The 23341-nt window shown below is 43.7% G+C and carries 20 protein-coding genes; 19 read left to right on the top strand and 1 reads right to left on the bottom strand.

Annotation, left to right across the window (positions count from 1 at the left end; translation table 11 throughout):
• Positions 1-15 precede the first annotated feature (15 nt).
• From flgK to BLQ13_RS18880, 16 genes are all read left to right on the top strand, one after another.
• Positions 16-1572, top strand: a complete 1557-nt coding sequence (gene flgK / locus BLQ13_RS18805) for a flagellar hook-associated protein FlgK (protein ID WP_090922936.1) — start codon at positions 16-18, stop codon at positions 1570-1572.
• A 26-nt stretch (positions 1573-1598) separates the two neighbouring features.
• Entirely contained in the window at positions 1599-2519 is a 921-nt protein-coding gene (gene flgL / locus BLQ13_RS18810; protein WP_090922938.1) for a flagellar hook-associated protein FlgL, read from the top strand.
• 15 nt (positions 2520-2534) lie between these two features.
• The gene (locus BLQ13_RS18815) at positions 2535-3104 is read left to right on the top strand and encodes a DUF6470 family protein (RefSeq protein WP_090922939.1); all 570 of its coding nucleotides are present in this window, start codon (positions 2535-2537) and stop codon (positions 3102-3104) included.
• 115 nt (positions 3105-3219) lie between these two features.
• Positions 3220-3633 carry a flagellar assembly protein FliW gene (gene fliW / locus BLQ13_RS18820; protein ID WP_261769502.1) on the top strand — a complete coding sequence of 138 codons (414 nt, stop codon included), beginning with the start codon at positions 3220-3222 and terminating at the stop codon, positions 3631-3633.
• 1 nt (position 3634) lies between these two features.
• Positions 3635-3880 (top strand): carbon storage regulator CsrA, encoded by a 246-nt coding sequence (csrA, locus tag BLQ13_RS18825; protein ID WP_090922943.1) that lies wholly within the window; start codon positions 3635-3637, stop codon positions 3878-3880.
• A 144-nt stretch (positions 3881-4024) separates the two neighbouring features.
• Positions 4025-4918, top strand: coding sequence for a flagellin Hag (hag, locus tag BLQ13_RS18830; protein WP_090922944.1), 894 nt, complete (start codon positions 4025-4027; stop codon positions 4916-4918).
• A gap of 350 nt (positions 4919-5268) precedes the next feature.
• Positions 5269-7176, top strand: coding sequence for a glycosyltransferase (locus BLQ13_RS18835; RefSeq protein ID WP_167375781.1), 1908 nt, complete (start codon positions 5269-5271; stop codon positions 7174-7176).
• 101 nt (positions 7177-7277) lie between these two features.
• On the top strand, positions 7278-7667 hold the full coding sequence (locus tag BLQ13_RS18840) for a flagellar protein FlaG (RefSeq protein ID WP_090922947.1): 390 nt from the start codon (positions 7278-7280) through the stop codon (positions 7665-7667).
• Positions 7668-7680: 13 nt separating this feature from the next.
• Positions 7681-9186 carry a flagellar filament capping protein FliD gene (fliD, locus tag BLQ13_RS18845; RefSeq protein WP_090922949.1) on the top strand — a complete coding sequence of 502 codons (1506 nt, stop codon included), beginning with the start codon at positions 7681-7683 and terminating at the stop codon, positions 9184-9186.
• A 20-nt stretch (positions 9187-9206) separates the two neighbouring features.
• A complete protein-coding gene (fliS, locus tag BLQ13_RS18850) occupies positions 9207-9584 on the top strand; it encodes a flagellar export chaperone FliS (protein WP_090922951.1) in 378 nt (125 codons plus the stop codon).
• 1 nt (position 9585) lies between these two features.
• The gene (gene fliT / locus BLQ13_RS18855; RefSeq protein WP_090922953.1) at positions 9586-9939 is read left to right on the top strand and encodes a flagellar protein FliT; all 354 of its coding nucleotides are present in this window, start codon (positions 9586-9588) and stop codon (positions 9937-9939) included.
• 293 nt (positions 9940-10232) lie between these two features.
• Complete coding sequence (locus BLQ13_RS18860) at positions 10233-10430, top strand: cold shock domain-containing protein (protein WP_024631599.1); 198 nt, start codon at positions 10233-10235, stop codon at positions 10428-10430.
• 417 nt (positions 10431-10847) lie between these two features.
• A complete protein-coding gene (gene hpf, locus BLQ13_RS18865; RefSeq protein ID WP_090922954.1) occupies positions 10848-11408 on the top strand; it encodes a ribosome hibernation-promoting factor, HPF/YfiA family in 561 nt (186 codons plus the stop codon).
• 739 nt (positions 11409-12147) lie between these two features.
• The gene (gene secA, locus BLQ13_RS18870) at positions 12148-14652 is read left to right on the top strand and encodes a preprotein translocase subunit SecA (protein ID WP_090923074.1); all 2505 of its coding nucleotides are present in this window, start codon (positions 12148-12150) and stop codon (positions 14650-14652) included.
• Positions 14653-14940: 288 nt separating this feature from the next.
• A protein-coding gene (gene prfB, locus BLQ13_RS18875; RefSeq protein WP_139168923.1) for a peptide chain release factor 2 occupies positions 14941-16054 on the top strand; the annotation gives its coding sequence in 2 pieces (ribosomal slippage) (positions 14941-15012 and positions 15014-16054; 1113 coding nt in all).
• Between the two features lie 126 nt (positions 16055-16180).
• On the top strand, positions 16181-17089 hold the full coding sequence (locus BLQ13_RS18880) for a YitT family protein (RefSeq protein WP_090922958.1): 909 nt from the start codon (positions 16181-16183) through the stop codon (positions 17087-17089).
• Between the two features lie 332 nt (positions 17090-17421).
• On the opposite strand, the gene cls is transcribed toward BLQ13_RS18880, so the two are convergent.
• Complete coding sequence (gene cls / locus BLQ13_RS18885; protein WP_090922960.1) at positions 17422-18870, bottom strand: cardiolipin synthase; 1449 nt, start codon at positions 18868-18870, stop codon at positions 17422-17424.
• Positions 18871-19389: 519 nt separating this feature from the next.
• On the opposite strand from cls, the gene argC reads away from it, so the two are divergent.
• From argC to argB, 3 genes are all read left to right on the top strand, one after another.
• Positions 19390-20439, top strand: a complete 1050-nt coding sequence (gene argC, locus BLQ13_RS18890; protein ID WP_090923076.1) for an N-acetyl-gamma-glutamyl-phosphate reductase — start codon at positions 19390-19392, stop codon at positions 20437-20439.
• A 146-nt stretch (positions 20440-20585) separates the two neighbouring features.
• Positions 20586-21824: a bifunctional glutamate N-acetyltransferase/amino-acid acetyltransferase ArgJ gene (argJ, locus tag BLQ13_RS18895; protein WP_090922962.1), complete on the top strand. Its 1239-nt coding sequence runs from the start codon at positions 20586-20588 to the stop codon at positions 21822-21824.
• Positions 21825-22257: 433 nt separating this feature from the next.
• Complete coding sequence (gene argB, locus BLQ13_RS18900; RefSeq protein ID WP_090923078.1) at positions 22258-23085, top strand: acetylglutamate kinase; 828 nt, start codon at positions 22258-22260, stop codon at positions 23083-23085.
• The last annotated feature ends 256 nt before the right edge of the window (positions 23086-23341 follow it).

Genomic DNA, 23341 nt, shown 5'->3' on the forward strand with positions numbered 1-23341 from the left:
ATAGGGGGAAACCAGGTGACATCTACATTTCATTCAATCGAAACGGCTAAACGCAGTTTGTTTACACAGACGGCCGCTCTTAGCACAACAGGCCATAACGTAGCCAACGCCAACACGGAAGGATACTCACGTCAGAAGGTGAACATGCAGGCTTCCATTCCTATGGAGCCGTTTGCATTTTTGCACAGCACAGCACCAGGACAACTCGGAACAGGAGTAGAGTTCGACTCGATCACACGTGTTCGCGAGAAGTTTCTGGATGACCAGTATCGAAACGAAAATACCAACTTTGGGAGTTGGTCGATTCAGCGAGATACACTGGAAAAACTCGAGGCGATTGTAAATGAGCCATCGGACACGGGTTTCCGGACGGTTATGGATAATTTCTATAAATCCTGGTCCGATCTGAGTAAAAACCCGGAAGACGTTACGGCTCGACGGATTGTTAAAGAGACGACACTGGCTCTTACAGATGCGATGAACCAGATTAGTCGCCAATTGGACGCTCTAAGTCAGGATTTGGACAGCAATATTGCGGTCAAGAGTAATGAAATCCAAGGTTATTTGGGTAATATTGCGAACCTTAACAGTGCAATTGTAAAGGTAGAGTCCCTAGGGGATAATGCAAACGACCTACGTGACCAACGTGACTTAATGGCAGACAAGCTTTCCAAAATTATGAATATTACCGTCACGGATTCGCCACAGGGTTATCAGGTTCAAATGAATGGACAAGAGCTTGTGACTGGCGGAGTGGTACAAACAGTGGTAGATTCAGCGTTTTTGAATAACGCATATACAGCTGGTACGCTCACCAACGGTGAGGTTCATGGCATGATCAAATCCAGAGATACGCTGGTGAGTGACTACCGTAAACAAATGGATGAGCTAGCGAATACGTTAGCTAACGGGGATATCGAGATCACAATACCTGCAGGTTCTGTACTACCTGATAATACCGTTCTGAATAATGTTACATACACAGGAGCGACACGAACATTGGCTAGTGATCTGAAGGTCACTGTCAAAGGTTTAAACGGATTGCATCAGCTTGGGTATAGTCTGGATGGTACGAACAATGGAGGATTACCTTTCTTTACTGCGGCTGGAGGTGGAACCGCAATTACAGCCGGGAATATCTCCTTGAATGCCGCCATAGTGGCTGATCCAAACAAGATTGCAACTTCACTTCGAACAACAACGAATGCATCTGGAACAGAAACGATAATCAAAGGGAATAATACACTGGCTAATCTGATGGCTAATCTTAAAGACACGCCGATGAAATCAGCTGACGGTTTGCGTAATGCAACAATCGGGGCTCAATTTAGCGCGATAGTAGGTCAACTCGGTGTACAGTCTCAGGAAGCAGCTCGCCAAACATCGAATTCGGAATTTTTGGTCGAACAGGTCAACACGAGACGCCAATCGGTCAGTGGAGTATCGCTGGATGAAGAGATGTCGAATATGATTAAATTCCAGCATGCATACAGTGCTTCAGCGCGCTTTATGACGGCATATGACCAATTATTAGAGAAATTAATTAATTCTACAGGTACAGTAGGCAGATAAACATAGAGAGGAGTGAGTAAATTAAAATGAGAGTTACCAATAACATGTTGAGTTCACAGTTGATTCTTAACCTGAACCGCAATGCACAGCAAATGAACACTACTCAAACTCAATTGGCAACAGGGCGTAAGATTAATAAGCCTTCAGATGATCCGGTTGGTATTACTTATTCTCTCCGGTACCGTGCGGAACTATCATCCAATGAGCAATATCAGAAAAATGTGGATAGCGCGATATCTTGGCTGGATTTCAATGATACCGTTATGGATCAGGCCGGTAGTGTGGTACAGCGTTTGAGAGAATTGACAGTTCAAGCGGCAACGGGAACGAATCCACAGTCGGCTCTGGACAGCATCAATGAAGAAGTCAAACAACTCAAAGCACAGCTCATAGATATCTCAAATAGCACACTAAACGGAAAGTATGTTTTTAACGGCGAAACCTATGACGTTAAGCCATACGATTTTCCTGCAAATCCGGATGGATCATTTGACACATCTGGCGCTGCTTCAGTTCTTACTGATACAGGCAAGATTAATTTTATTGTCGGTGAAGCTGTTCAACTCCCGATCAATGTCACGGGCAATGAGGTATTTGGAAACGCAGCTGAGGCAGATAACCTGTTTGTGATCTTTAATACTATTAGTCAGGCTCTGGCTAGTGGAGATCAGAAGGAATTGTCTAATCAACTAAACAATATTGATACGCGGACCAATAAAATGCTTTCTATTCGAGCTGAAATTGGTGCAAAAACAAATCGTATAGAACTGATGCAAGGTAGATTGAGTGATCTTGAAGTGAATTTGTCCGATCTACAGTCCAAGGTTGAGGATGCGGATTATGCTGAATTGTCCATCAAATCTAAAATCCAGGAGAATATTTACAACGCTTCTCTATCTACAGGAGCGAAAATCATATCCCAATCTTTGGTTGACTTTCTGAGATAAAGGGGAGATCCTCTTGTGAGTATTATTCCAATGCTGCAAATCCAGACAACGCCTACAGTACTTCATATAGATGCGGACATGGGGCAGTATTCCATCCGGCAACCGAAAGCAGATGTAGAGCTCCATACGAAGCCTGGGAAGTTAACGATACAAAGCCATCCGATAGATCTTAATATCGATCAGTCCAAGGCCTTCTCGGCCTATCATGGAGGGAATATGATTGATATGAATGCCCGGATCTATTCAGGCATTCAGCAGATTTTTCTGCAAAATATGGCCGAGCGTGTACAGCAAGGAAATGAACTGGCGGCAATTCATAAGCCAGGTAATACGATTGCCAACATTGTCGGGACGAACTGGCAAGCCAAACCGTTTCCAGAGACGCGTACACCGGCATCTATGGATAATGTGAGCATTCGTGTTAACACGAGAGCGCCTGACGTTCGTTTTGAAGCAGGAGAATCGGAAATGAATGTCACCGTGAACAAACCTGAGATCGAGTATCAACGCGGGAAACTGGATATCTATGTACAACAATATGCTTCCATACAGTATATCCCGCCTTCAATAGATATCGGATTATAAGTTATACTATAGAGCTATAGACGGTTGTAAGCATCCGCTATAGTTTTTTTTATCTAAAATTATTATCGCCAGGGAGGCGTTTATCATTTTTATTGAGACAAGTAATTGGGGTAAGATTGAAGTCGATGAGCAAAGTATTTATGAGTTCTCCAGAGGTCTGCCTGGATTTGAAGATGAGACTACGTTTGCTTTAATTCCTTGGGAAGAGACACCTTTCAGCTATTTACAATCAGTGAAGGAGAAAGAACTTTCATTTTTGGTGGTTAGCCCGTTTGAATTTAAACAGGATTACAGCTTTGAACTGAGCGATGAAGATAAAGAAGAATTGGAGATTGAGGAAGAAGTTGCTGTATTCTCGATCGTTACGATTCATTCCGAGATTACGAAATCAACCATGAATTTGCTGGCTCCAGTAGTCATCAATCCCGTCAAGAGAGTAGGGAAGCAGGTTGTCCTTCTCCAATCGGACTATATGACCAGACATCTCATCTGGACGGAAGAATTAACGACGACAGAGGGGGGAGCCTGATATGTTAGTATTGTCACGTAAAAAGGGCGAGTCGATAATCATTCAGGATAACATCGAGGTAACCGTTCTCGCAGTAGAAGGGGACACGGTACGAATCGGTATATCTGCTCCCAAACAGATTGATATCTTTCGAAAAGAGGTATATGCGTCTATCCAGGAAGCTAACCGGGAATCAGCTAAACCGGATGCTCCCAGCGTTGCAGCTTTTATGGAGCTACTGCAAGGAATAGAGAACAAAAAAAAATAAAAATATTCCAATTTACTATAAAGAGTTCTTCACTTCCTGTCGATATATAGTTTAGACGCTGCTTCAGCAGGGCGGCCGACCTTAATGTCGCGGCGTTTACCACATGGATGTGGAACTAACTTATTTTCAGGGAGGAAATTTCTAATGATTATCAACCACAATATCGCTGCAATGAACACACACCGTCAACTGGGTGCAAACACAACAAACACAAACAAAGCAATTGAAAAATTGTCTTCCGGTCTGCGTATCAACCGTGCTGGTGACGATGCTGCAGGTTTGGCAATTTCCGAAAAAATGCGCGGTCAAATCCGCGGTTTGGATATGGCTACTAAAAATGCTCAAGACAGCATTTCCTTGATCCAAACAGCTGAGGGTGCGTTGAACGAAACTCACTCCATCCTGCAACGTATGCGTGAGCTTGCAGTACAATCTTCCAACGATACAAACACAGATAAAGACCGTACTGCATTGCAAGATGAAGTAAACGAGTTGGCGAAAGAGATCACTCGTATCTCTAATACAACTGAGTTCAACACTAAGAAATTGCTTAACGGTTTTGCGGACAGCGGTTCTTCTGTAACAAGTGCTGCTAACCTGAGCTTCCACATTGGTGCAAACGCTGACCAAAACATCTCTTTGACAATCAAAGCGATGGATGCTGCAAGCCTGGGCGTTGGCGCAGCTACTGGATCCACTTCCGCAACTGGTGCAACAGCTGCAGCAGTAACTGGTGGTATCAGCATCTCCAGCGCAACTTCTGCAAATGCTGCAATCACAACAATCAACAATGCGATTGAAACAGTTTCCACTGAGCGTGCTAAACTGGGTGCTTACCAAAACCGTTTGGAGCACACAATCAACAACTTGGGAACAACTTCCGAGAACTTGTCTGCTGCTGAATCCCGTATTCGTGACGTAGACATGGCAAAAGAAATGATGAACCAAACGAAAAACAACATCTTGGCTCAAGCTTCCCAAGCGATGTTGGCACAAGCAAACCAACAGCCGCAAGCTGTTCTGCAATTGTTGCGTTAATTTTAACTCAGCATTTATTGGTAAAAAAGGTTGTCGATTTTCACATCGACAACCTTTTTTACTATGCCTCGTCTAATAATCAGAATCTAAGTGTGCATGACATGTTATTAGAAATTAGAACTGTCTTTGTTTAATTTGAGTGTTCTATTGAAATAGATTATGGATAGTGTTTTAACAAACATTAACAAGAAAAATATAGAGCAGAGGAAGCTCGGTATACTGTTGCATATACCTCATGCTCATTCATATAAATTGAAATTCAGGTATGATGAAGTGTTATGGATCTATAATTTACGATGTGATGTCATTGATTGAATTAAATACTACTAATGAAGAGACGAGTGGATCTAATGGACAAAACGATTTCCCTTTGCATGATTGTTAAAAATGAACAGAAGTACTTAGAGAAGTGCCTAGAGAGTGTAAAGCAAATTGTTAGTGAGATTATTATCGTGGATACAGGCTCGACGGATGAAACATTAGATATCGCCAAGAAATATACCCCCAATATATATTCCTTCAATTGGGTGAATGATTTCTCTGTTGCGAGAAATTATGCGATCGAGCAGGCAAAATCAGATTATATTCTTGTGATGGATGCAGATGAATATTTTGATGCAGATGTAAATCTACAGGAGGAATTAAAGAAAGACTACGATTATTATGTATTTAATATTAATAATCATATGAAATTTAATCAATCATTTATACACACAGCTGTGAGGTTGTTCCGGAACAACATTGGCTTAAAATATGAAAATAGATTGCATGAGCATCTTAACATACTGGACGATAACTCTAAATACCGTGGTGTTATGTCGGTATCGACAATTCAGCATGTAGGATACATGGATGAGGAAATATTGGAAGAGAAGAAACATAAGCGTAATCTGCCTTTAATGAAACTGGAAGTTCAGGAGAATCCTACAGCCTACAACCTATATAATATGGGGAAAACCTATTTTGGTATGAATGATTTTAAAAAAGCGGTTACTTATTTTCAAAAATCGTACTCGCTGGGCAAGGACAAAGTATATATCCCTGAGCTGCTCACAAAGTTATCATTTGCACTTCATGAGACCGGTCAATTTGAGGATGCCGTTGGTATACTAGTGGATGCCACGAGAATCTTCCCTTCAGAAACGGAGATGAAATACATTCAAGGTATTATATATGCGAGGAATGGATATTTCAAAGACGCCGAAACGTGTTTCCATGAATGTATTAAATTAGGCGATCAAGGTACGATGGTTACCGAGGGTAGCGGAGGATATATGGCGCATCTTCAATTGGCGGATATGTATGAGAAAACGAACCAATTGGATAAAAGTTACTTGGAGAGAATTAACGCGATGAGGGTAAAAGGGAACACTGCGCATGTGTTGCAGGATTACTTACAGTTCAGCCTTAAAATAAATCAATCTGCGGACGAGTGCAAACAGATTATAGAGGAACACTATAAACTGAACACCATAGAAGATCTCCAGAATTTAATGAATACTTTGTACAGTTTGCGTCATCCGTTGTTGAACCACTACTTGAGCAAATTCAACATCACAACGGAGCCGCATATTCATACGATTGCCAAGATATATAGTAAAGACAAGAATCTAATGAGAACAGCCTTAGAAGATATTAATAACTTGGGCAATAGAGAAAATATACAAGATGTTCTACTGATGGCCTATATATTTAAGGACAAGAGTGTAATGGATAAAATTCAATTTGCAATGAATTTTGGCGTCAAAGAGATGAAAATAATCAAACAACTCTTTGAAGATGAAAAGTTGACAGGCTCTATTACTAAACCGTTGCAAAATGTTCTATTTACACTTTGTAAACAATTGATCATGATTGAGGAGTTTGAACTATTCCAGGAGCTGACTCAAAAACTGATAGATAATGATTCTAAAAATGTTTTGAATATATGTAAAATTCTCAGCGAGTATAGATTTGACGAGTTAGCGATTGATATGTTGGTTGGTGTGTATAGGGAATCACCAAATCATCCGGGAATTGTAAGGCTTTTAGGGGATTTGTGTTTCCGAAACAACTATTTTGAAGATGCAGAATTGTTCTATACCAAATTATTGAACTTAGACTCCAGTTATGAAACATACGAGCGGAATTTTAGGCTTTACGAAAATAATAATGATCAAGAAGCTATGATGAAAATGAGAAAAGAAATGATGGAGAAATTCCCTTCAGCTGCTTGGGTTCAACCCGGGTATGATACTCGTATTTTGTCATCTAACTGAGTCCATCACTAAGATCAAATCTTAATTTTACTATAATTCTCTACATTCTCACTTAAAGATTACCGATAAATATAATAAATAATTCCATCGGGGGATGAACGATGAATCTACAGTTTTCACTTTCTACCAATGTGACTGGGACTTCTTCAGCTACAAATAACACATCAGTTGAGCCTCGGAGTAATAAGGACAGCATGTTATTACAATCGGTTAGAAACGGAACGGATTTATCCAAATTGGAACGGCAAGGAATGAATATTCCACCTGGCGATGAACAACTCATCAAAGCCATTGATAAGGCCGTTAAAGCTCTTCAGGGCCCAACAACGACCCTAGAGATGAGTGTACACGAGAAAACGCATCAAATTCTCGTTAAGGTTCTTAATAAGGAAACTGGAGAGGTTCTTCGAGAGATCCCACCTGAGAAAACACTGGATCTAGTTGCCAAAATGATGGAAATTGCAGGGATTGTGATCGACGAAAAGGTGTAGGAGGGTGAAATGAATGGTATCAAGAATTAATGGCTTTTCAGGTATGGATGTCGACAGTATGGTCAAATCGTTGATGTCAGTAAAGCGTGTCCCTCTAGATAAATTAAAGCAACAGAAGCAAATTTTCGATTGGACTCGCGACAGCTATAGAGAACTAAACAGTAAAATTGTACAAATGAGTAATAAATTATTTGATATGAGTAGTAAATCGGAATTGCTAAATACTCAAAAATCAACGGTGAGTGGGAATTCTACAGCTGTCAAAGCTGAAGCCAATGCAGATGCAAGCAATGTTTCCTTGGAAGTCAAGGTCACTAAGCTTGCTGAGAAGGCAATTATGAAAAGTTCAGTTGAGCTGCAGGTTGGTGGAACAAAAGCTACGCGAGCAACAACTCTGGCCGATCTTACTGGAAGTGCAACTCCGGGAACGTATGATTTGAATATTAACGATAAAACGGTCCAATTTGGCAGCACGGATTCAATAGCTGTTGTGATAGCAAGAATTAACTCAGAGGTTCCAACAGTGAATGCAACTTTTGATGAAATTAGTGGTAAGTTTACAATCACACATAAGGAATTTGGTAAAGCAATAACCGATACGGATAGTAATAAATTATCTAAGACTAGCTCGTTGTTAGGAGCACTGAAACTTGATGCTCCGGCTAACTTTGGAACAGGTGGGAAGGTAAACTATACTGAAGGAGAAGTTACCGTTACAAGCGGGTTAGGTGGTACTGAAACGTATAAGCCATCCACAGACAGTCTCACGGTTAATGGAGTTAAATTGACTTTTTTGGAAGTCACAGGTGCTACCAACTCCAAAATCACAACCCAGTCTGATCCTACCAAGGCTGTAGAGACCATTAAATCATTTGTGGATTCGTATAATGAATTACTAGGACTGATGAATTCCAAAATATCAGAACAAACTTATCGTGACTTTAAACCTTTAACAGATGAACAACGCGAGTCCATGAAGGAAGATGATATTAAAAAATGGGAAGAAAAGGCTAAGAGTGGTATCCTGAAAAATGATGGTATTCTCAGTGATACTGTAACCACCATGAGAATGATTATTAGCAATAATCTTAAAGGTCTTAGCGAAGCCGGAATCACGACAGGGCAATATTATGAGAAGGGGCAATTGAAAATTGATGAAGCTAAGTTAACAGCAGCTTTAACGGCGAATCCGGATAAGGTTTTATCTATTTTCCGCGGTTCTGCCTCCGATCTTAATGGCAAGCCTATTTTTGGTGAAATAAGAGGAAAGTTAAATGAAACGTTGGATATGTTTACGAAAAAAGTAGGTACATCCAAATTTGATACGAATGCTTCCATGGCTTTGAAAACAGAAAGTATTATGGGAGAACAATTAAAAGATTATAATAATCGTATCTCAAACTTGGAGCGGAAAATGACGAATTGGGAAACGCGATATTATAAACAATTTACAGCGATGGAGAAAGCAATGAGTCAGTTCCAATCCCAATCTTCCAGTTTGGCAAGCTACTTTAAGTAAAAGAGGAGGAAGGATTTGAAATGATTAAATCTCCTTATGAGAAATATAAACAGAATTCAGTACAGACCTCAACACCAGGTCAGCTGGTGATCATGTTATATGATGGGGCCATTCGCTTTGTTAAAGCAGGATTGGATGGCATACAAACGAAAGATTACTACAAAGCAAATGTGAACTTAGGTAAAGCTCAGACAATTGTTAGTGAACTAATGTCAACCTTGAATCAATCCTACCCGGTAGCTAAAGATTTGTTTGCTTTATACGAGTATACGAATCATTTGCTTATTCAGGCGAATATTAAAAAGAATTCGAGTCTGGGTGAGGAAGCATTAGGGTATTTACAAGAGCTAAGAGAAACCTGGGTCGTGATCAATAAACAGACCGCAGGAACAATGTAGTATGGAAAGCAAAGATCAGATAAACCAGCTGATAGATGAACTCGCGATATTAACAGATGCTTTCGTAAAAGAAATCAACACAAAATCATCAGATGAGACTGAAGCTTTTGTGAATGAACGTCAGTCGATCGTAGAACGTCTAATAAGGTTGGGCGGGCCTGCTAAGGCAAATCAAGAACAACATACGAAGCTGAATCATATTCTTGCTTATGATGCGTTGATTGAGTCTCATATGTTAGCGTTAAAAGATGAGGCTCAGCAGTGGTTGATGCAGCGGAATGCAGCACGTAGTCAACGTAACCTCTATGAAGCCAAGTATGCAGCAGATAGTTACCTTATGGATAAAAGAAAATAATCTTTTACAAAAAGATCAGGGGTTCAGATGAACTCTTGGTCTCTTTTTTAATTCATGTTAAAAATAAATATGCGCAACAAAAAATAGTATATTCGTTTTTGATGATTTATACTTAGTTGAAACAGTCCAACGTGAAACTTTCAACATTTCCCCCTATAAATCTACAAAAAATACCAAGAAAACATTTTCTTTACCAATTGACAATGGATAAGTTTAGGTGATATCATCTGAGTTGTGGGCTAGGGTCTTGGCCAGAGCTTCACTTCATTTGATGACGAAGGGAATGTTAGTGCATGCAAGGTAAAGTAAAATGGTTCAACGCAGAAAAAGGTTACGGTTTCATTGAGACTGAAGACGGCGGCGACGTATTCGTACACTTCTCCGCAATTCAATCCGAAGGCTTCAAAACTTTGGAAGAAGGTCAATCCGTTGAATTCGACATCGTCGAAGGCGCACGTGGACCGCAAGCAGCTAACGTAATCAAATTATAATCATCCGGACAATCCGACCTACATATATGGTTAGATGGTTACCAAATTGAATTATCGCTAGCATCAGACTCCGGTGATCCGGGGTCTTTTTTTGTAATGATAGAGTTTAAAATATAGGCAAGTTGATCCCTCCATTACCGGACAAAACGGGGGTAGTTTAAGGGTCGGGATAAGCTAGTTCTACATAACAGATTGAGTAACCTTAAAAACGGTTAAATAGATGATCAAGCGCCCGATGTACAATCCGGTTAAATCTGTGATTTTGCTCGAAAATGGCGAAAAATCACGAAATATGGCGTTAAACTTACGTTGGTTGATGTGACTGGAGCAGATGTCATTATTCGGTCACCGGGAGTTTTTACATGGCGCTTACATTCGTGTTATAATGAAGTGGCAAAGATAAAGGAGGAGTGCCCTATGAATTTAAGTATTCGAGGTCAACAAATCGAGGTTACCGAAGCTTTGAAAGATTATGTCGACAAAAAGTTGAGTAGACTCGAGAAGTATTTCGATGCACCCCTTACCTCTGACGGTGCCGTTACACTGAGCACAACTAGAGGCTTGCATACAGTTGAGGTGACGATTCCTTTGAAGGGCTTTGTGCTCCGTGCTGAAGATGAGAGCGATGATATGTACGCATCCATTGACGCCGTTGTGGACAAGTTGGAACGTCAAATTCGCAAACACAAAACGAAAATTAACCGTAAATTCCGTCAGGAAGGTAGCCTGAAGACTCTCTTCGTAGAAGATCCGACAGGCACAGTGGCTACAGCCGAACTGGACACGGATACGGATGATGATTTGGAAGTTGTACGTACGAAACGTTTTATGTTAAAACCAATGGATGTGGAAGAGGCAATCCTCCAGATGAACATGGTTGGTCATAACTTCTTCGTATTTTCCAACATCGAGAATGAGGAAGTAAGCGTCGTTTACAAACGGAACGATGGCAAGTATGGCTTGATTGAGCAAGGTTAAGTACTTACAGCATCGCTTCAATTGAATAGATAGCCCTAGTATTGAATATAAGCAGGAGCCTATGCTTCCTGAATCGAACTTAACGAGAGCTTCCATCCTTCAAGGGATGGGGCTCTTTTGTGCGTAGCGACTTTATCGGAACATGGAAATAAAATGATGAAACTATTCGCTATATTGTTGCGTCTAATAGATTAGGAGTCAGCAGGAAAATCAAAACAAAAGTAGAATTATAAAAGTTAAAATGAATTTTGATATTAAATTCCATATTTCCCACAAATGATCGATTGATCCTTGCAACATCTCGGGAAATAAAACAGTCCATTTGCCACTTCCGATAACGACTATGATTTTTTGCACTAAAACTCGGTTTATACGGGGGATGAAGTTCTAAGAAGTCTGCTACGGCGTGTTGCGGCGACCCTTACAAACTGTTACAATTTATGCAAAGAGAATCATTGTCCTGATGAGGAATTGTCAACGAATGATCGCTAATCATAATCAATGACAGACACAGCACCATGAACATGATTCAATAGCTCGAATTCTGGCATGTATTCCATAAACCAGAGCCGGGTGAATACGATCAGCTTCATGAGTAACTGTGGCAAGCCTGGAGTTGATTCATCTCATATGTTTTTTTGTTTGTTACCCCCAGGGGGAAATGGATCAACAATCCATCCGATGGTGTCGTATGGCGGCAGCAGGGGGTCTATTCTGTTTTGCACGAAAGGGGTATACCATGTTAGGACTTGTCAAAAAGATCTTCGGAGACATGAACGAGCGTGATGTGAAACGTCTGATGAAGACGGTCGATGTGATCAATAAACTGGAACCACAATTTCAGGCATTGTCTGATGAGCAGTTGAAAGGCAAAACGGAGGAATTCCGTGCCCGGATTGAAAAGGGAGAAACGACGGATGAACTTCTTCCTGAAGCATTTGCAACCGTACGTGAGGCATCACGCCGCGTATTGGGCAAACGTCATTATGATGTACAAATGCTTGGCGGGATTGCGCTGCACGAAGGCCGTATTTCTGAGATGAAAACGGGTGAAGGTAAAACACTGGTAGGAACACTGCCGGTATATTTGAATGCATTGATGTCCAAAGGTGTACACGTAGTCACAGTCAATGACTATTTGGCGCAACGGGATAGCCAGGAGATGGGACAAATCTATGAATTCCTGGGTATGTCAGTTGGGGTTAACCTCAGCGGTATGGACCATGCACTGAAACAGCATGCATATGCATGTGACATTACGTATGGTACGAACAATGAATTCGGGTTCGACTACCTTCGTGACAACATGGTGCTGTACAAAGAGCAAATGGTACAACGTCCATTGTTCTTCTGTATCATTGACGAAGTAGACTCGATCCTCGTCGATGAGGCACGTACACCATTGATCATTTCCGGACAAGCTCAGAAATCGACCGATCTGTACTATGCAGCGGACCGCTTTGTGAAACGTCTTGTGCCGGAAGAAGATTTCACGGTGGATATCAAAGTGAAATCCGTAGCGCTGACTGAGGGTGGCGTAGCCAAAGCGGAGAAAGCTTTTGGTATTGAGAACTTGTATGATCATGCCAACGTGACGCTGAACCACCACATTGTACAGGCTCTGAAAGCTAACGTCATTATGCGCCGTGATGTGGATTATGTTGTTTCAGATGAAGAAGTCATGATTGTTGATGAATTCACTGGCCGTCTGATGGCTGGCCGTCGCTACAGTGATGGATTGCATCAAGCGATTGAAGCCAAAGAAGGCATTGAGGTTCAGAACGAGAGCATGACGCTGGCAACAATCACATTCCAGAACTACTTCCGGATGTACCGTAAACTTGCGGGGATGACAGGTACAGCAAAAACAGAGGAAGAAGAGTTCAAGAAAATCTATGGACTTGAAGTATTGCAGATTCCGACGAATCGTCCAAACAAACGGGATGATATGGCGGATGTGGTCTACAAGAGCATTGATGGCAAGTTCAAAGCGGTTGTGGAAGAGATTGTAGAGCGCCACAGCAAAAATCAACCGGTTCTGGTGGGTACGGTATCCATTGAGAACTCGGAGCGTCTATCGGACATGCTGAAACGTCGCGGCATCAGACACCAGGTCTTGAATGCGAAGTTCCACGCGGAAGAAGCTGAAATCATCTCTGGCGCGGGTCAAGCGGGTGCAGTAACGATTGCAACGAACATGGCCGGTCGGGGTACAGATATTATTTTGGGTGAAGGTGTGGCTGAAGTTGGCGGCCTTCATATCATCGGTACAGAGCGCCACGAATCACGCCGGATTGATAACCAGTTGCGTGGTCGTGCGGGACGTCAGGGTGACCCGGGTTCCACACAGTTTTACCTGTCACTGGGCGATGAATTGATGAAACGTTTCGGTGCGGACAACGTGCTCAACATGATGGAGCGTCTTGGTTTTGAAGAAGATCAACCGATCGAGAGCCGCATGATTACACGTGCTGTAGAATCTGCGCAGAAGCGGGTTGAAGGTAATAACTTTGACGTACGTAAAGTGGTACTCCAGTATGATGATGTCATGAACCAACAACGTGAGATTATCTACAAACAGCGTCGTGAGGTATTGGAGTCTGAAAATATTAAACAAATCGTTATGGATATGATCAAACCTTCCATTGAACGTATCGTTGAAGCACACTGCAGTGACGAGATTCCGGAGAACTGGGAGCTGCAAGAGGTTGCGGACTTCATGAACAGCAAATTGCTGGATGAAGGCTCGATTACCAAAGATGACCTTTGGGGCAAAGAAGCTGAAGAGATCATTGAGTATCTGTTCGAGAAAGTACAGAACAAGTACAATGCCCGTGAAGAACGTATCGGTGAAGATATGGTTCGTGAATTCGAAAAAGTGGTTGTGCTTCGTGCAGTAGACAGCAAGTGGATGGATCACATTGATGCGATGGATCAATTGCGCCAAGGTATTCACCTCCGTGCATACGGTGGTACAGACCCACTTCGTGAGTACCAATTCGAAGGTTTCGAGATGTTCCATCAGATGATCGCTTCGATTCAGGAAGAAGTTGCGACGTATGTGATGAAAGCACAGATCGAAAGCAACCAGGAGCGTCAGGCCGTAGTGGACGAGAGTCAGATCTCGACAAGCGGTGAACCTGCTGAGAAACGTCCGGTGAAAGTTTCTGACCAAATCGGCCGTAATGATCCTTGTCCGTGTGGCAGTGGCAAAAAGTTTAAACACTGTCATGGTCAAGAGTAGTTTTCGTTTCATTCCTTTTATCGAAGTACCCAATGTAAGATAGGTTAGTTTAATCTATATCGTTTCACTTATACGGCTCCTTGCAGCCGGGGGTTCAATAAGATAAAGTGGAGGATGCATATCCGATAATCGGTGCATATGAATAATCATATGATGCTGATTGAGGGGTGACGTGCCTGCTGGTAACAGTATGCGCAAGCCTCACGGTATATTGTATCCGAGACTTGATCTTGATTATTGAACTTCCCGGATGCGGGGAGCTTATCTTAATGAAAAGAGGAATTGCACATGATCGATCCAAGCGTGAAGCAGGACCTGCGTGAAATAGGCAAGAAATTAACAAACCTTAGGGGGTCTCTTTGACTTAGATCTCAAGCAAGAGATGATTGAGAACTTTGAAGAGAAGATGTCAGCTCCAGACTTCTGGGATGACAATGAGAAAGCGCAAGCCGTCATTGCAGAGATGAACGCAGTGAAAGGTTCGGTAGATCAGTACGCGAAGTTGCAACAGGATTATGATGATGCATTGATGATGGCTGAGCTGGCTGATGAAGAAGGCGACGAAGAGCTCGCTACGGAGATTGGTAACAGTGTCGCTGCAATTGTAGGCAAACTGGAAGAGTTTGAATTACAACTTCTCCTGAACCAGCCGTATGACAAGATGAATGCGATTCTGGAGCTTCATCCAGGCGCTGGTGGTACCGAGTCGCAGGACTGGGGTCAGATGCTGCTCCGTATGTACACACGCTGGGCAGAGAAACGGGGCTTCAAGGTTGAGGTGCTGGATTATCTTCCGGGTGATGAAGCGGGGATCAAGAGTGTGACGTTGTCCATCAAAGGGCATAACGCATACGGTTATCTGAAAGCAGAGAAGGGGGTTCACCGTCTGGTGCGGATCTCTCCTTTTGACTCATCAGGCCGTAGACATACTTCCTTCGTATCTTGTGATGTGGTGCCGGAGATCGACGATACCATCGAGATCGACATTCGTACCGAAGACCTTAAGATCGATACGTATCGTGCAAGCGGTGCGGGTGGACAGCATATTAACACTACCGATTCCGCTGTACGGATTACACATATTCCAACCGGAGTGGTTGTGACCTGTCAGAACGAACGTTCACAGATCAAAAACCGTGAGCGTGCGATGACGATGCTTCGTTCCAAATTGTATGAGCGCAAAATTGAAGAGCAGAAAAAAGAACTGGACGAAATCCGAGGGGACCAGTCGGATATTTCGTGGGGAAGCCAGATTCGCTCCTATGTATTCCATCCCTATAGTATGGTAAAGGATCACCGTACAAGCGTAGAGACAGGTAATACAGGAGCAGTGATGGACGGCGACCTCGATGCATTCATCGACGGTTATTTGCGTAGCCAAATTAAAGTAGAAAACGATTAATTCAAGTTCCTGTATGGACCCGTGCGCTGAGGCGCATGCTGGTGTATACAGGGGCTTTTTTTTGAACAATTTTAAGAAATGTTAAGAAGATTATGGATACGTTATATAAAAGGAGCGCGCGACAACATGCAAGAGCAACAACATTCATATCCTCAACGCAAAAAGAGGTTAACCACCTTCATTCCCCTGAATGGACCATGGCGGAACGTCATCGATACCCTGTTTATTATTGTGGGTTCGTTTTTGATTGCCGTAGCCTTTAATTTATTTTTATTGCCCAATCAAATCGCTTCAGGTGGTGTATCGGGTTTATCCATCCTCGGAGACGAGTGGTTGGGCTGGGAACCGGCATATACCCAATGGGCGATTAACATCCCGTTATTAATTGCAGGTTTCCTGTTGATTGGTAAACAATATGGTGTGCGTTCCATCCTTGGAAGCATTGTGTTGCCGCTCTTTGTATATTTGACGAGTCATTGGGAGATTCCGACGGCTAATCCGTTGCTCGGCTCTCTGTATGGGGGCATTGGTGTGGGGCTCGGGATTGGGATCGTGTACCGGGGCAGAGGCTCAACCGGGGGCATGAGTATTCTGGCTCGCATTGTGCAAAAATACAGTGGACTCAGTTACTCGCTATGTGTTGTCATCATGGATGCAACCGTCATTATTTTGGCAGCCTTTGTGCTGTCGCTGGAGCAGTCTCTGTATGCATTAATCGGGTTGTACGTTACGGGTAAAGTCATTGATGCCGTCGAGATGGGACTTGGATACTCCAAGGTGGCATATATCATCTCCAACCAGACAGAACCGATTACCAAAGTCATTCTGGCCGATCTGGATCGTGGTCTGACCAAGCTGGAGGCCAAAGGTGGATATACGGATGACCAGCGAACGGTGCTAATGGTAGTCGTGGGACAAAATGAAGTGCCGAGACTGAAAGCGCTGATCCGGTCTGTGGACCCGGGAGCGTTTGTCATCATTAGTAATGCGCATGAGGTGCTTGGTGAAGGCTTTAAGCGCGGTGAGCATATTTAAGGTTTAAAAGCATGAGGTAGGTATAAAAAAGCAGATCCTCTCTTTACCCCGATTACGGGGAAGGGAGGTTCTGCTTTTATTTTTTAGAATATAGGATCTAGACTAGGCAGGTTTTCCTGTATAAGCAAAACAACCAAACTAACTAAAATTTACACATCAACGGAGATGACAGAAAAAATCTGTAGAAGCGAAGCGGTCGCCTTTATCACCGGATTTTCCCCTTTAGTAAAGGGAATTAAAAAATCTGGGGATAACAGCGATTGGAAGATTATTCTGTCATCGTAGTGTCTGTGTAAATTATGTTCTGTTATTTATATAGGTTTCTGCCGAGTTTACAAGATTGGAGACAGCAGACGAGAAATAGCTTCTTTGAAACGTATCATAAAACTGCGATTTTGGTATTCTTCCAGCGATAACTCTCGTGATACATGCAGATCATGTTCGAACGTCTGTACAAGTGTCGTTGCAATGGCCTCATCATACATAAAGGCATTGACCTCAAAGTTCAACCGGAAACTGCGGTAGTCGATATTGGCAGTTCCAACCGAAGCGACCAAACTATCAATAATCAATGTTTTGGCGTGGATAAACCCATTATCGTAGATAAATACTTTAGCCCCTACTTTTAGCAACTCCCCGATATAAGACAGCGTGGCCCAATATACAAACGCATGATCCGGTTTATTGGGAATCATAATACGAACATCGATACCCGACAGGCAGGCAAGGCGTATCGCTTCGAATACACTGGCATCCGGGATAAAATACGGGGTTTGAATAAGAATCGAATGTTTGGCACCATTAATCATTTTCAGGTAGCTGTTCTTGATGTGCTCGATCTCGGCGTCAGGACCACTGGATACAATCTGCATGGCGGTCTGACCTGAACCCTCAATTTGAGGGAAATGAGAGGGAACATACGGCGTGTCATGTTGTTTGGAAGCTTCGTTCCAGTCGAGCAGGAAACGTGTTTGCAGCGCATGCACCGCATTACCTCGAATACGAAGGTGGGTATCGCGCCAGTAGCCGAATTTCGAATTGAGTCCGAGATATTCATCCCCAACGTTGAAGCCGCCAGTATAACCGAGATTACCATCGATGATAACGATTTTGCGGTGGTTACGGTAATTCATCCGTAGGTTGATCAGACTGAATTTGGATGGGAAAAAGACTTCTACAAGTCCACCCGCTTCACGCAGTTCTTTGAAAAATCGATTTCTTACCCGTCGCGAGCCCAGCGCGTCGTACAGCAGACGAACCTTCACGCCTTCACGCGCCTTACGGATCAGAGCGTCCCGAATCCGTTTGCCGAGGCTATCCCCACGATAAATGTAATATTGCACATGCACATGATCTTGTGCCGCCTCGATGTCATCGAGAAGCCGTTGGAACTTGTCTGTTCCATCGGTGATGATCTCAACGGCGTTATGCTCTGTCAGGAGTGCCCCATTTTGTTTGAGGTTCATATAAATCATGTCTTGGCTATTTTCTGTTGCCTTGTTGGAGAAAGGCGTGCGATTATCCTGCAGCTGGGCAAGCTGCGCCTCGATTCGTTCCTCCAAGCCAAGCTTCTTGCGCTCTTTCCATTGAAAGAGGCGATAGCGAGTCAGATTCTGACCCGTCAATAGATAAAGGATGAACCCGAAGACCGGAATAAAGTTCAATACCAGCAGCCAAGCCCAGGAAGCACTGGCATCCTTGCGTTCAAAGAAAACGACTGCGGCAGCGAAGATAATATTCAGTCCCAGGAGCACAATAAGTAATATGGATTCGATATGCACTGTAGTCCCCCATGTCTCATAATGACCTTCGGAGTCCAGTTCAATGTGACCTTAATTAAAAAGGGTATGTGTATGAACAGGACTCTGTATGTAATGTTTCCTTCTACTATGTATTTTAACAGAAGAATCCTTGTTCGTCCCTAAGGTAAAAAGTTATCGTTCGGATTTGTTGGGAATCCGTGTAAAATTCATGATAGATGGTTGTATTTATATAACTAGAGTCGTATAATAATACACAAATATGCATAGAAGCGACGGAATTGTCTGCTCAAGCTTTGATGATACGTATGAACGAGATGTTTGCACAAAAAACGGAGAGGACAGAAACAAACCTGGAAAGCGAAGCGGTCGCTTTTATAACTGGATTTTCCCTTTAAGAAAGGGGATGAAAAAATCCGGGGATAACAGCGAATGAAAGGTTGTTCTGTCATTGAAGTGCTAGTGCAAATTTCTCGTCATCATTCAGAGAGCTTTGAGCAAGGCAGAAGTAGCGCATACAACAGGATTGGGGGAGCGAGAGTGAATAACAAATTAAGAGTGGCAATCGTCGGTTCCACCGGCTACGGCGGGGTGGAACTGATTCGTTTTTTTCAGAATCATCCGCAAGTTGAAATTACATCGGTAATCTCTTCATCGAGCAGCGGGGAGTCCATCGCCGATGGGTTTCCGCATTTGACGGACGTGATTCGCAGGCCACTCGACGGTGTCGATCCGGCAGAGATCGCAAGTCGTGCAGATCTCGTATTCACCGCGACCCCGTCTGGCGTAAGCGCGAAGCTCGTACCGAGTCTGCTGGAAGCAGGACTGAAAGTGATCGACCTGTCGGGTGATTTCCGTTTGAAAGACGGATCGGTGTATGAGCAATGGTATAAACACCCTGCACCGTCAGCAGAATTGCTGGAGAAGGCCGTATACGGTATGGCTGAGGTGTATGGAGATGAAGTGAAAGGTAAGGATTTTATATCCAATCCTGGCTGTTATCCAACAGCTACGTTGCTGGGTCTGATTCCTGCGGTGGAAGCGGGATGGATTGATCCATCGACCATCATTATTGATGCGAAATCAGGTGTATCGGGTGCAGGGCGCGGAACGAGTCTGACCAACCATTATGCAGAAATGAATGAAAATTTTAAAGCGTACAAATTGAATAAACATCAGCATATCCCTGAGATCGAGCAAGTGCTCGGCAATATCACCGGAAGCTTGGTGACGGTAACTTTTACAACACAGCTTGTGCCGATGACACGCGGCATTATGAGTACGATGTATGCAAAGCTGACGGGCGAGCATAGTGATCAGGAGATTGTGGACTTATATCGTAAATATTATGAAAACAGACCTTTTGTACGTGTACGTGAACCGGGTATTTGGCCTTCGACAAAAGAAGTGTCTGGATCGAACTATTGTGATATCGGATTTTCGGTAGACCCGCGCACAGGACGTTTGACGATCATTTCGGTGATCGACAACCTGGTGAAGGGTGCATCCGGGCAAGCGATTCAAAATATGAACCTGATGATGGGATGGGAGGAAAACCTCGGGCTGAACATGACACCAGTATATCCATAACATGTGGCTTGTGAACATCGTAGGGGGAGCGCGCGAAGAAGCGGTGTTCCATCTAAAAGTCATAAGGCATGGGTATAAGTTGTGGGAGTTTCAGTTGAAGCAGGCGGTTGATCAGCATATGGCTGAACGCATACGGGGGATATGATATGGGAACAAAAGTGGAGCATCAAACTTTTACCGTAGTTGAAAATGGAACCATTGTTACGCCAGGCGGATTCTCGGCAGGAGGACTGCACTGTGGTCTGAAAAAAACATCACGCAACGACATCGGAGCGATTCGATGTGATATCCCTGCGACAGCTGCAGCGGTTTACACGACGAACGTGTTTCAGGCTGCTCCGCTCAAAGTCACTCGGGAAAGTCTGAGCAACGGACGGTTGCAAGCAGTGATTGTAAATAGCGGTAATGCCAATGCATGTACAGGGCAGCAGGGTGAAGAGGATGCGTATGCGATGCGTGCGGCAGCGGCTCGTGAACTGGGCGTGGCTGAAGAGGACGTGGCTGTGGCTTCTACGGGGGTCATCGGTGAATTGCTGAAGATGGATGCGGTACATTCGGGCATCAAGGCGCTTCCGGAACAGCTGGGCAAAGAAGCAAACGAAGCAGAACAATTTTCACAAGCGATTCTGACTACCGATCTGGTGAAAAAGGAAGCTTGCGTCTCCGTCGTAGTTGGCGGCAAGACGGTAACAATTGCGGGAGCGGCCAAAGGCTCGGGGATGATTCATCCGAATATGGCCACGATGCTGGCATTTATGACCTCGGACGCGGTCATCGGAGCAGAAGCGTTGCAGCGCCTGCTGCGCCAAGCGACCAACCATACATTTAACATGATTACCGTAGACGGTGATACCAGCACAAACGATATGCTCGTAGCAATGTCTAGCGGTTATGCAGGTAATGAAGAACTGACGATGGATCACCCGGATTGGGAGGCCTTTGCTGCCGGGTTCACATATGTATGCCAAGTGCTTGCCAAAGCGATTGCGCGTGATGGTGAAGGAGCAACCAAGCTGGTGGAAGTGGAAGTGACGGGTGCGGTTAGTGATGAATCTGCACAAGCCATTGCCAAAACGGTAATCGGTTCAAGCCTGGTGAAATCTGCGATGTTTGGAGCTGATGCAAACTGGGGCCGAATTATCGCTGCTGTAGGCCGTGCAGGCCAGCCGGTGAACCCGGATACGGTGGATATCCGTCTCGGTGACATCTCTGTGCTCGCACAGTCTCGTCCTGTTGTGTTTGATGAAGAAGCAGCACTGGCATATTTGCAGACGGATACGGTACGCATTGTAGTGGACCTGCATCACGGTGAAGGCAACGCTGTAGCGTGGGGATGCGACCTGACGTATGACTATGTGCGAATTAATGCAGCATATCGCACGTAAGTAGAAGTTTTGTTATAGATATGATTGTCTTAATTCATGCTCGAGCTCATTGATGTGAGTCCCGTCATGAAATCATATTTACCTGAACATTTGTTAAAGTATCTGAACGTTATTAAAGGTACTGAACTTGCAGCTTCATCTCTTAGAAAGCTGCGTACCATCATAGATGTAAAAATGTTTATAAGGATTAAACTTTTAAATATAAAAAATAAACGAATATAGTGGAAGAGGCGGAATCGATTCTGTAGAAGCGTAGCGTTCGCATTTGTCTCCGGGTTTTCCCTTTGGAAAAGGGGAATCGAAAAACCTGGAGACAACGGCGATCGAAAGAACGATCCGATTCTGGAACGGCTAACGTTTATCTATATCTTTTATATAGGTGTTAATCCTTTATAACCCCATAAGAAAGGAGTCTTGCCCCGTGAATTCAACCATGCCAACCGGCAGTACTGCAACGGAAGCAGGTACGGAAAAACAGATGTTTGTGATGAAATGTGGAGGCAGTACACTGGCTGCATTGCCAGAGTCTTTCTTTGCGGATCTGCGTGATTTGCAGACCTCGGGAAACGGCCCGGTCATCGTTCATGGCGGCGGCCCGGCAATCTCTGATAACTTGGCGAAGCTTGGGATCGAAACCGAATTTGTAAATGGTTTGCGTAAGACCACTGAGCCTGTATTGGACGTTGTAGAAATGGTGCTGGCAGGTAGCATTAACAAACAGATCGTCCGTTTGATCCAGCGTGTAGGCGGTCAGGCTTTGGGTGTATCTGGTGTCGATGGCGGTCTCATTCAAGCGAAACCGGTAGCAAACCATGCCGAAATCGGCTGGGTTGGTGATGTAACAAGCGTCAAAGCAGAGATTATCCAGGGGATCGTAAACATGGGCTATATGCCCGTTATTGCACCCGTAGGTGTGGATGCGAGCGGACAGCGCTACAACATTAATGCCGATACGGCTGCTGGAGCGGTAGCGTCTCATCTAGGCGTAAGTCGAATGATCGTCGTGACAGACGTACCAGGCATTATGAAGACGATTGGTGGCGAGAAAAAAGTACTGCCATCCGTATCCGTTCAAGAGATCGAGGATATGATTCAAACCGGCGAAATCTACGGCGGCATGATCCCGAAGGTACGCGCAGCAATTGCGTGTATCCACGGCGAGGTGCGCGAGGTTATTATCGTGGACGGCAGCGAGCCGCAGATCCTGAGCCGTGTGCTTGGCGGAGAGACGATCGGTACACGAATTATCCGAATGCAGTAGATGTAATACGAAATTCAGACTTTAGTTTTTTTTAATTATAAAAAAGAATTTGTACACGGCGTTTTTATGAATCTTCATAACACAATAACGAAGAGTTCAGTACAGACCTGAAAGCGATAGAGCATAACGAAGAGGACAGAATTAAACCTGGAAAAGCGAAGCGCTCGCCTTTATCACCGGATTTTCCCTTTAGGAAAGGGAATCAAAAAAATCTGGGGATAACAGCGATTGAAAGGTTATTCTGTCATCGGAGTGG

Source organism: Paenibacillus polysaccharolyticus, assembly GCF_900102085.1.
GTDB lineage: Bacteria > Bacillota > Bacilli > Paenibacillales > Paenibacillaceae > Paenibacillus > Paenibacillus polysaccharolyticus.

Coding starts and splice junctions, on each gene's coding strand:
- secA (WP_090923074.1), top strand. CDS start 12,148: ATGTTAGGACTTGTCAAAAAGATCTTCGGAGACATGAACGAGCGTGAT.
- fliS (WP_090922951.1), top strand. CDS start 9,207: ATGATTAAATCTCCTTATGAGAAATATAAACAGAATTCAGTACAGACC.
- hag (WP_090922944.1), top strand. CDS start 4,025: ATGATTATCAACCACAATATCGCTGCAATGAACACACACCGTCAACTG.
- fliD (WP_090922949.1), top strand. CDS start 7,681: ATGGTATCAAGAATTAATGGCTTTTCAGGTATGGATGTCGACAGTATG.
- argB (WP_090923078.1), top strand. CDS start 22,258: ATGCCAACCGGCAGTACTGCAACGGAAGCAGGTACGGAAAAACAGATG.
- argJ (WP_090922962.1), top strand. CDS start 20,586: ATGGGAACAAAAGTGGAGCATCAAACTTTTACCGTAGTTGAAAATGGA.
- csrA (WP_090922943.1), top strand. CDS start 3,635: ATGTTAGTATTGTCACGTAAAAAGGGCGAGTCGATAATCATTCAGGAT.
- fliT (WP_090922953.1), top strand. CDS start 9,586: ATGGAAAGCAAAGATCAGATAAACCAGCTGATAGATGAACTCGCGATA.
- hpf (WP_090922954.1), top strand. CDS start 10,848: ATGAATTTAAGTATTCGAGGTCAACAAATCGAGGTTACCGAAGCTTTG.
- BLQ13_RS18840 (WP_090922947.1), top strand. CDS start 7,278: ATGAATCTACAGTTTTCACTTTCTACCAATGTGACTGGGACTTCTTCA.
- BLQ13_RS18880 (WP_090922958.1), top strand. CDS start 16,181: ATGCAAGAGCAACAACATTCATATCCTCAACGCAAAAAGAGGTTAACC.
- BLQ13_RS18860 (WP_024631599.1), top strand. CDS start 10,233: ATGCAAGGTAAAGTAAAATGGTTCAACGCAGAAAAAGGTTACGGTTTC.
- BLQ13_RS18835 (WP_167375781.1), top strand. CDS start 5,269: ATGGACAAAACGATTTCCCTTTGCATGATTGTTAAAAATGAACAGAAG.
- flgL (WP_090922938.1), top strand. CDS start 1,599: ATGAGAGTTACCAATAACATGTTGAGTTCACAGTTGATTCTTAACCTG.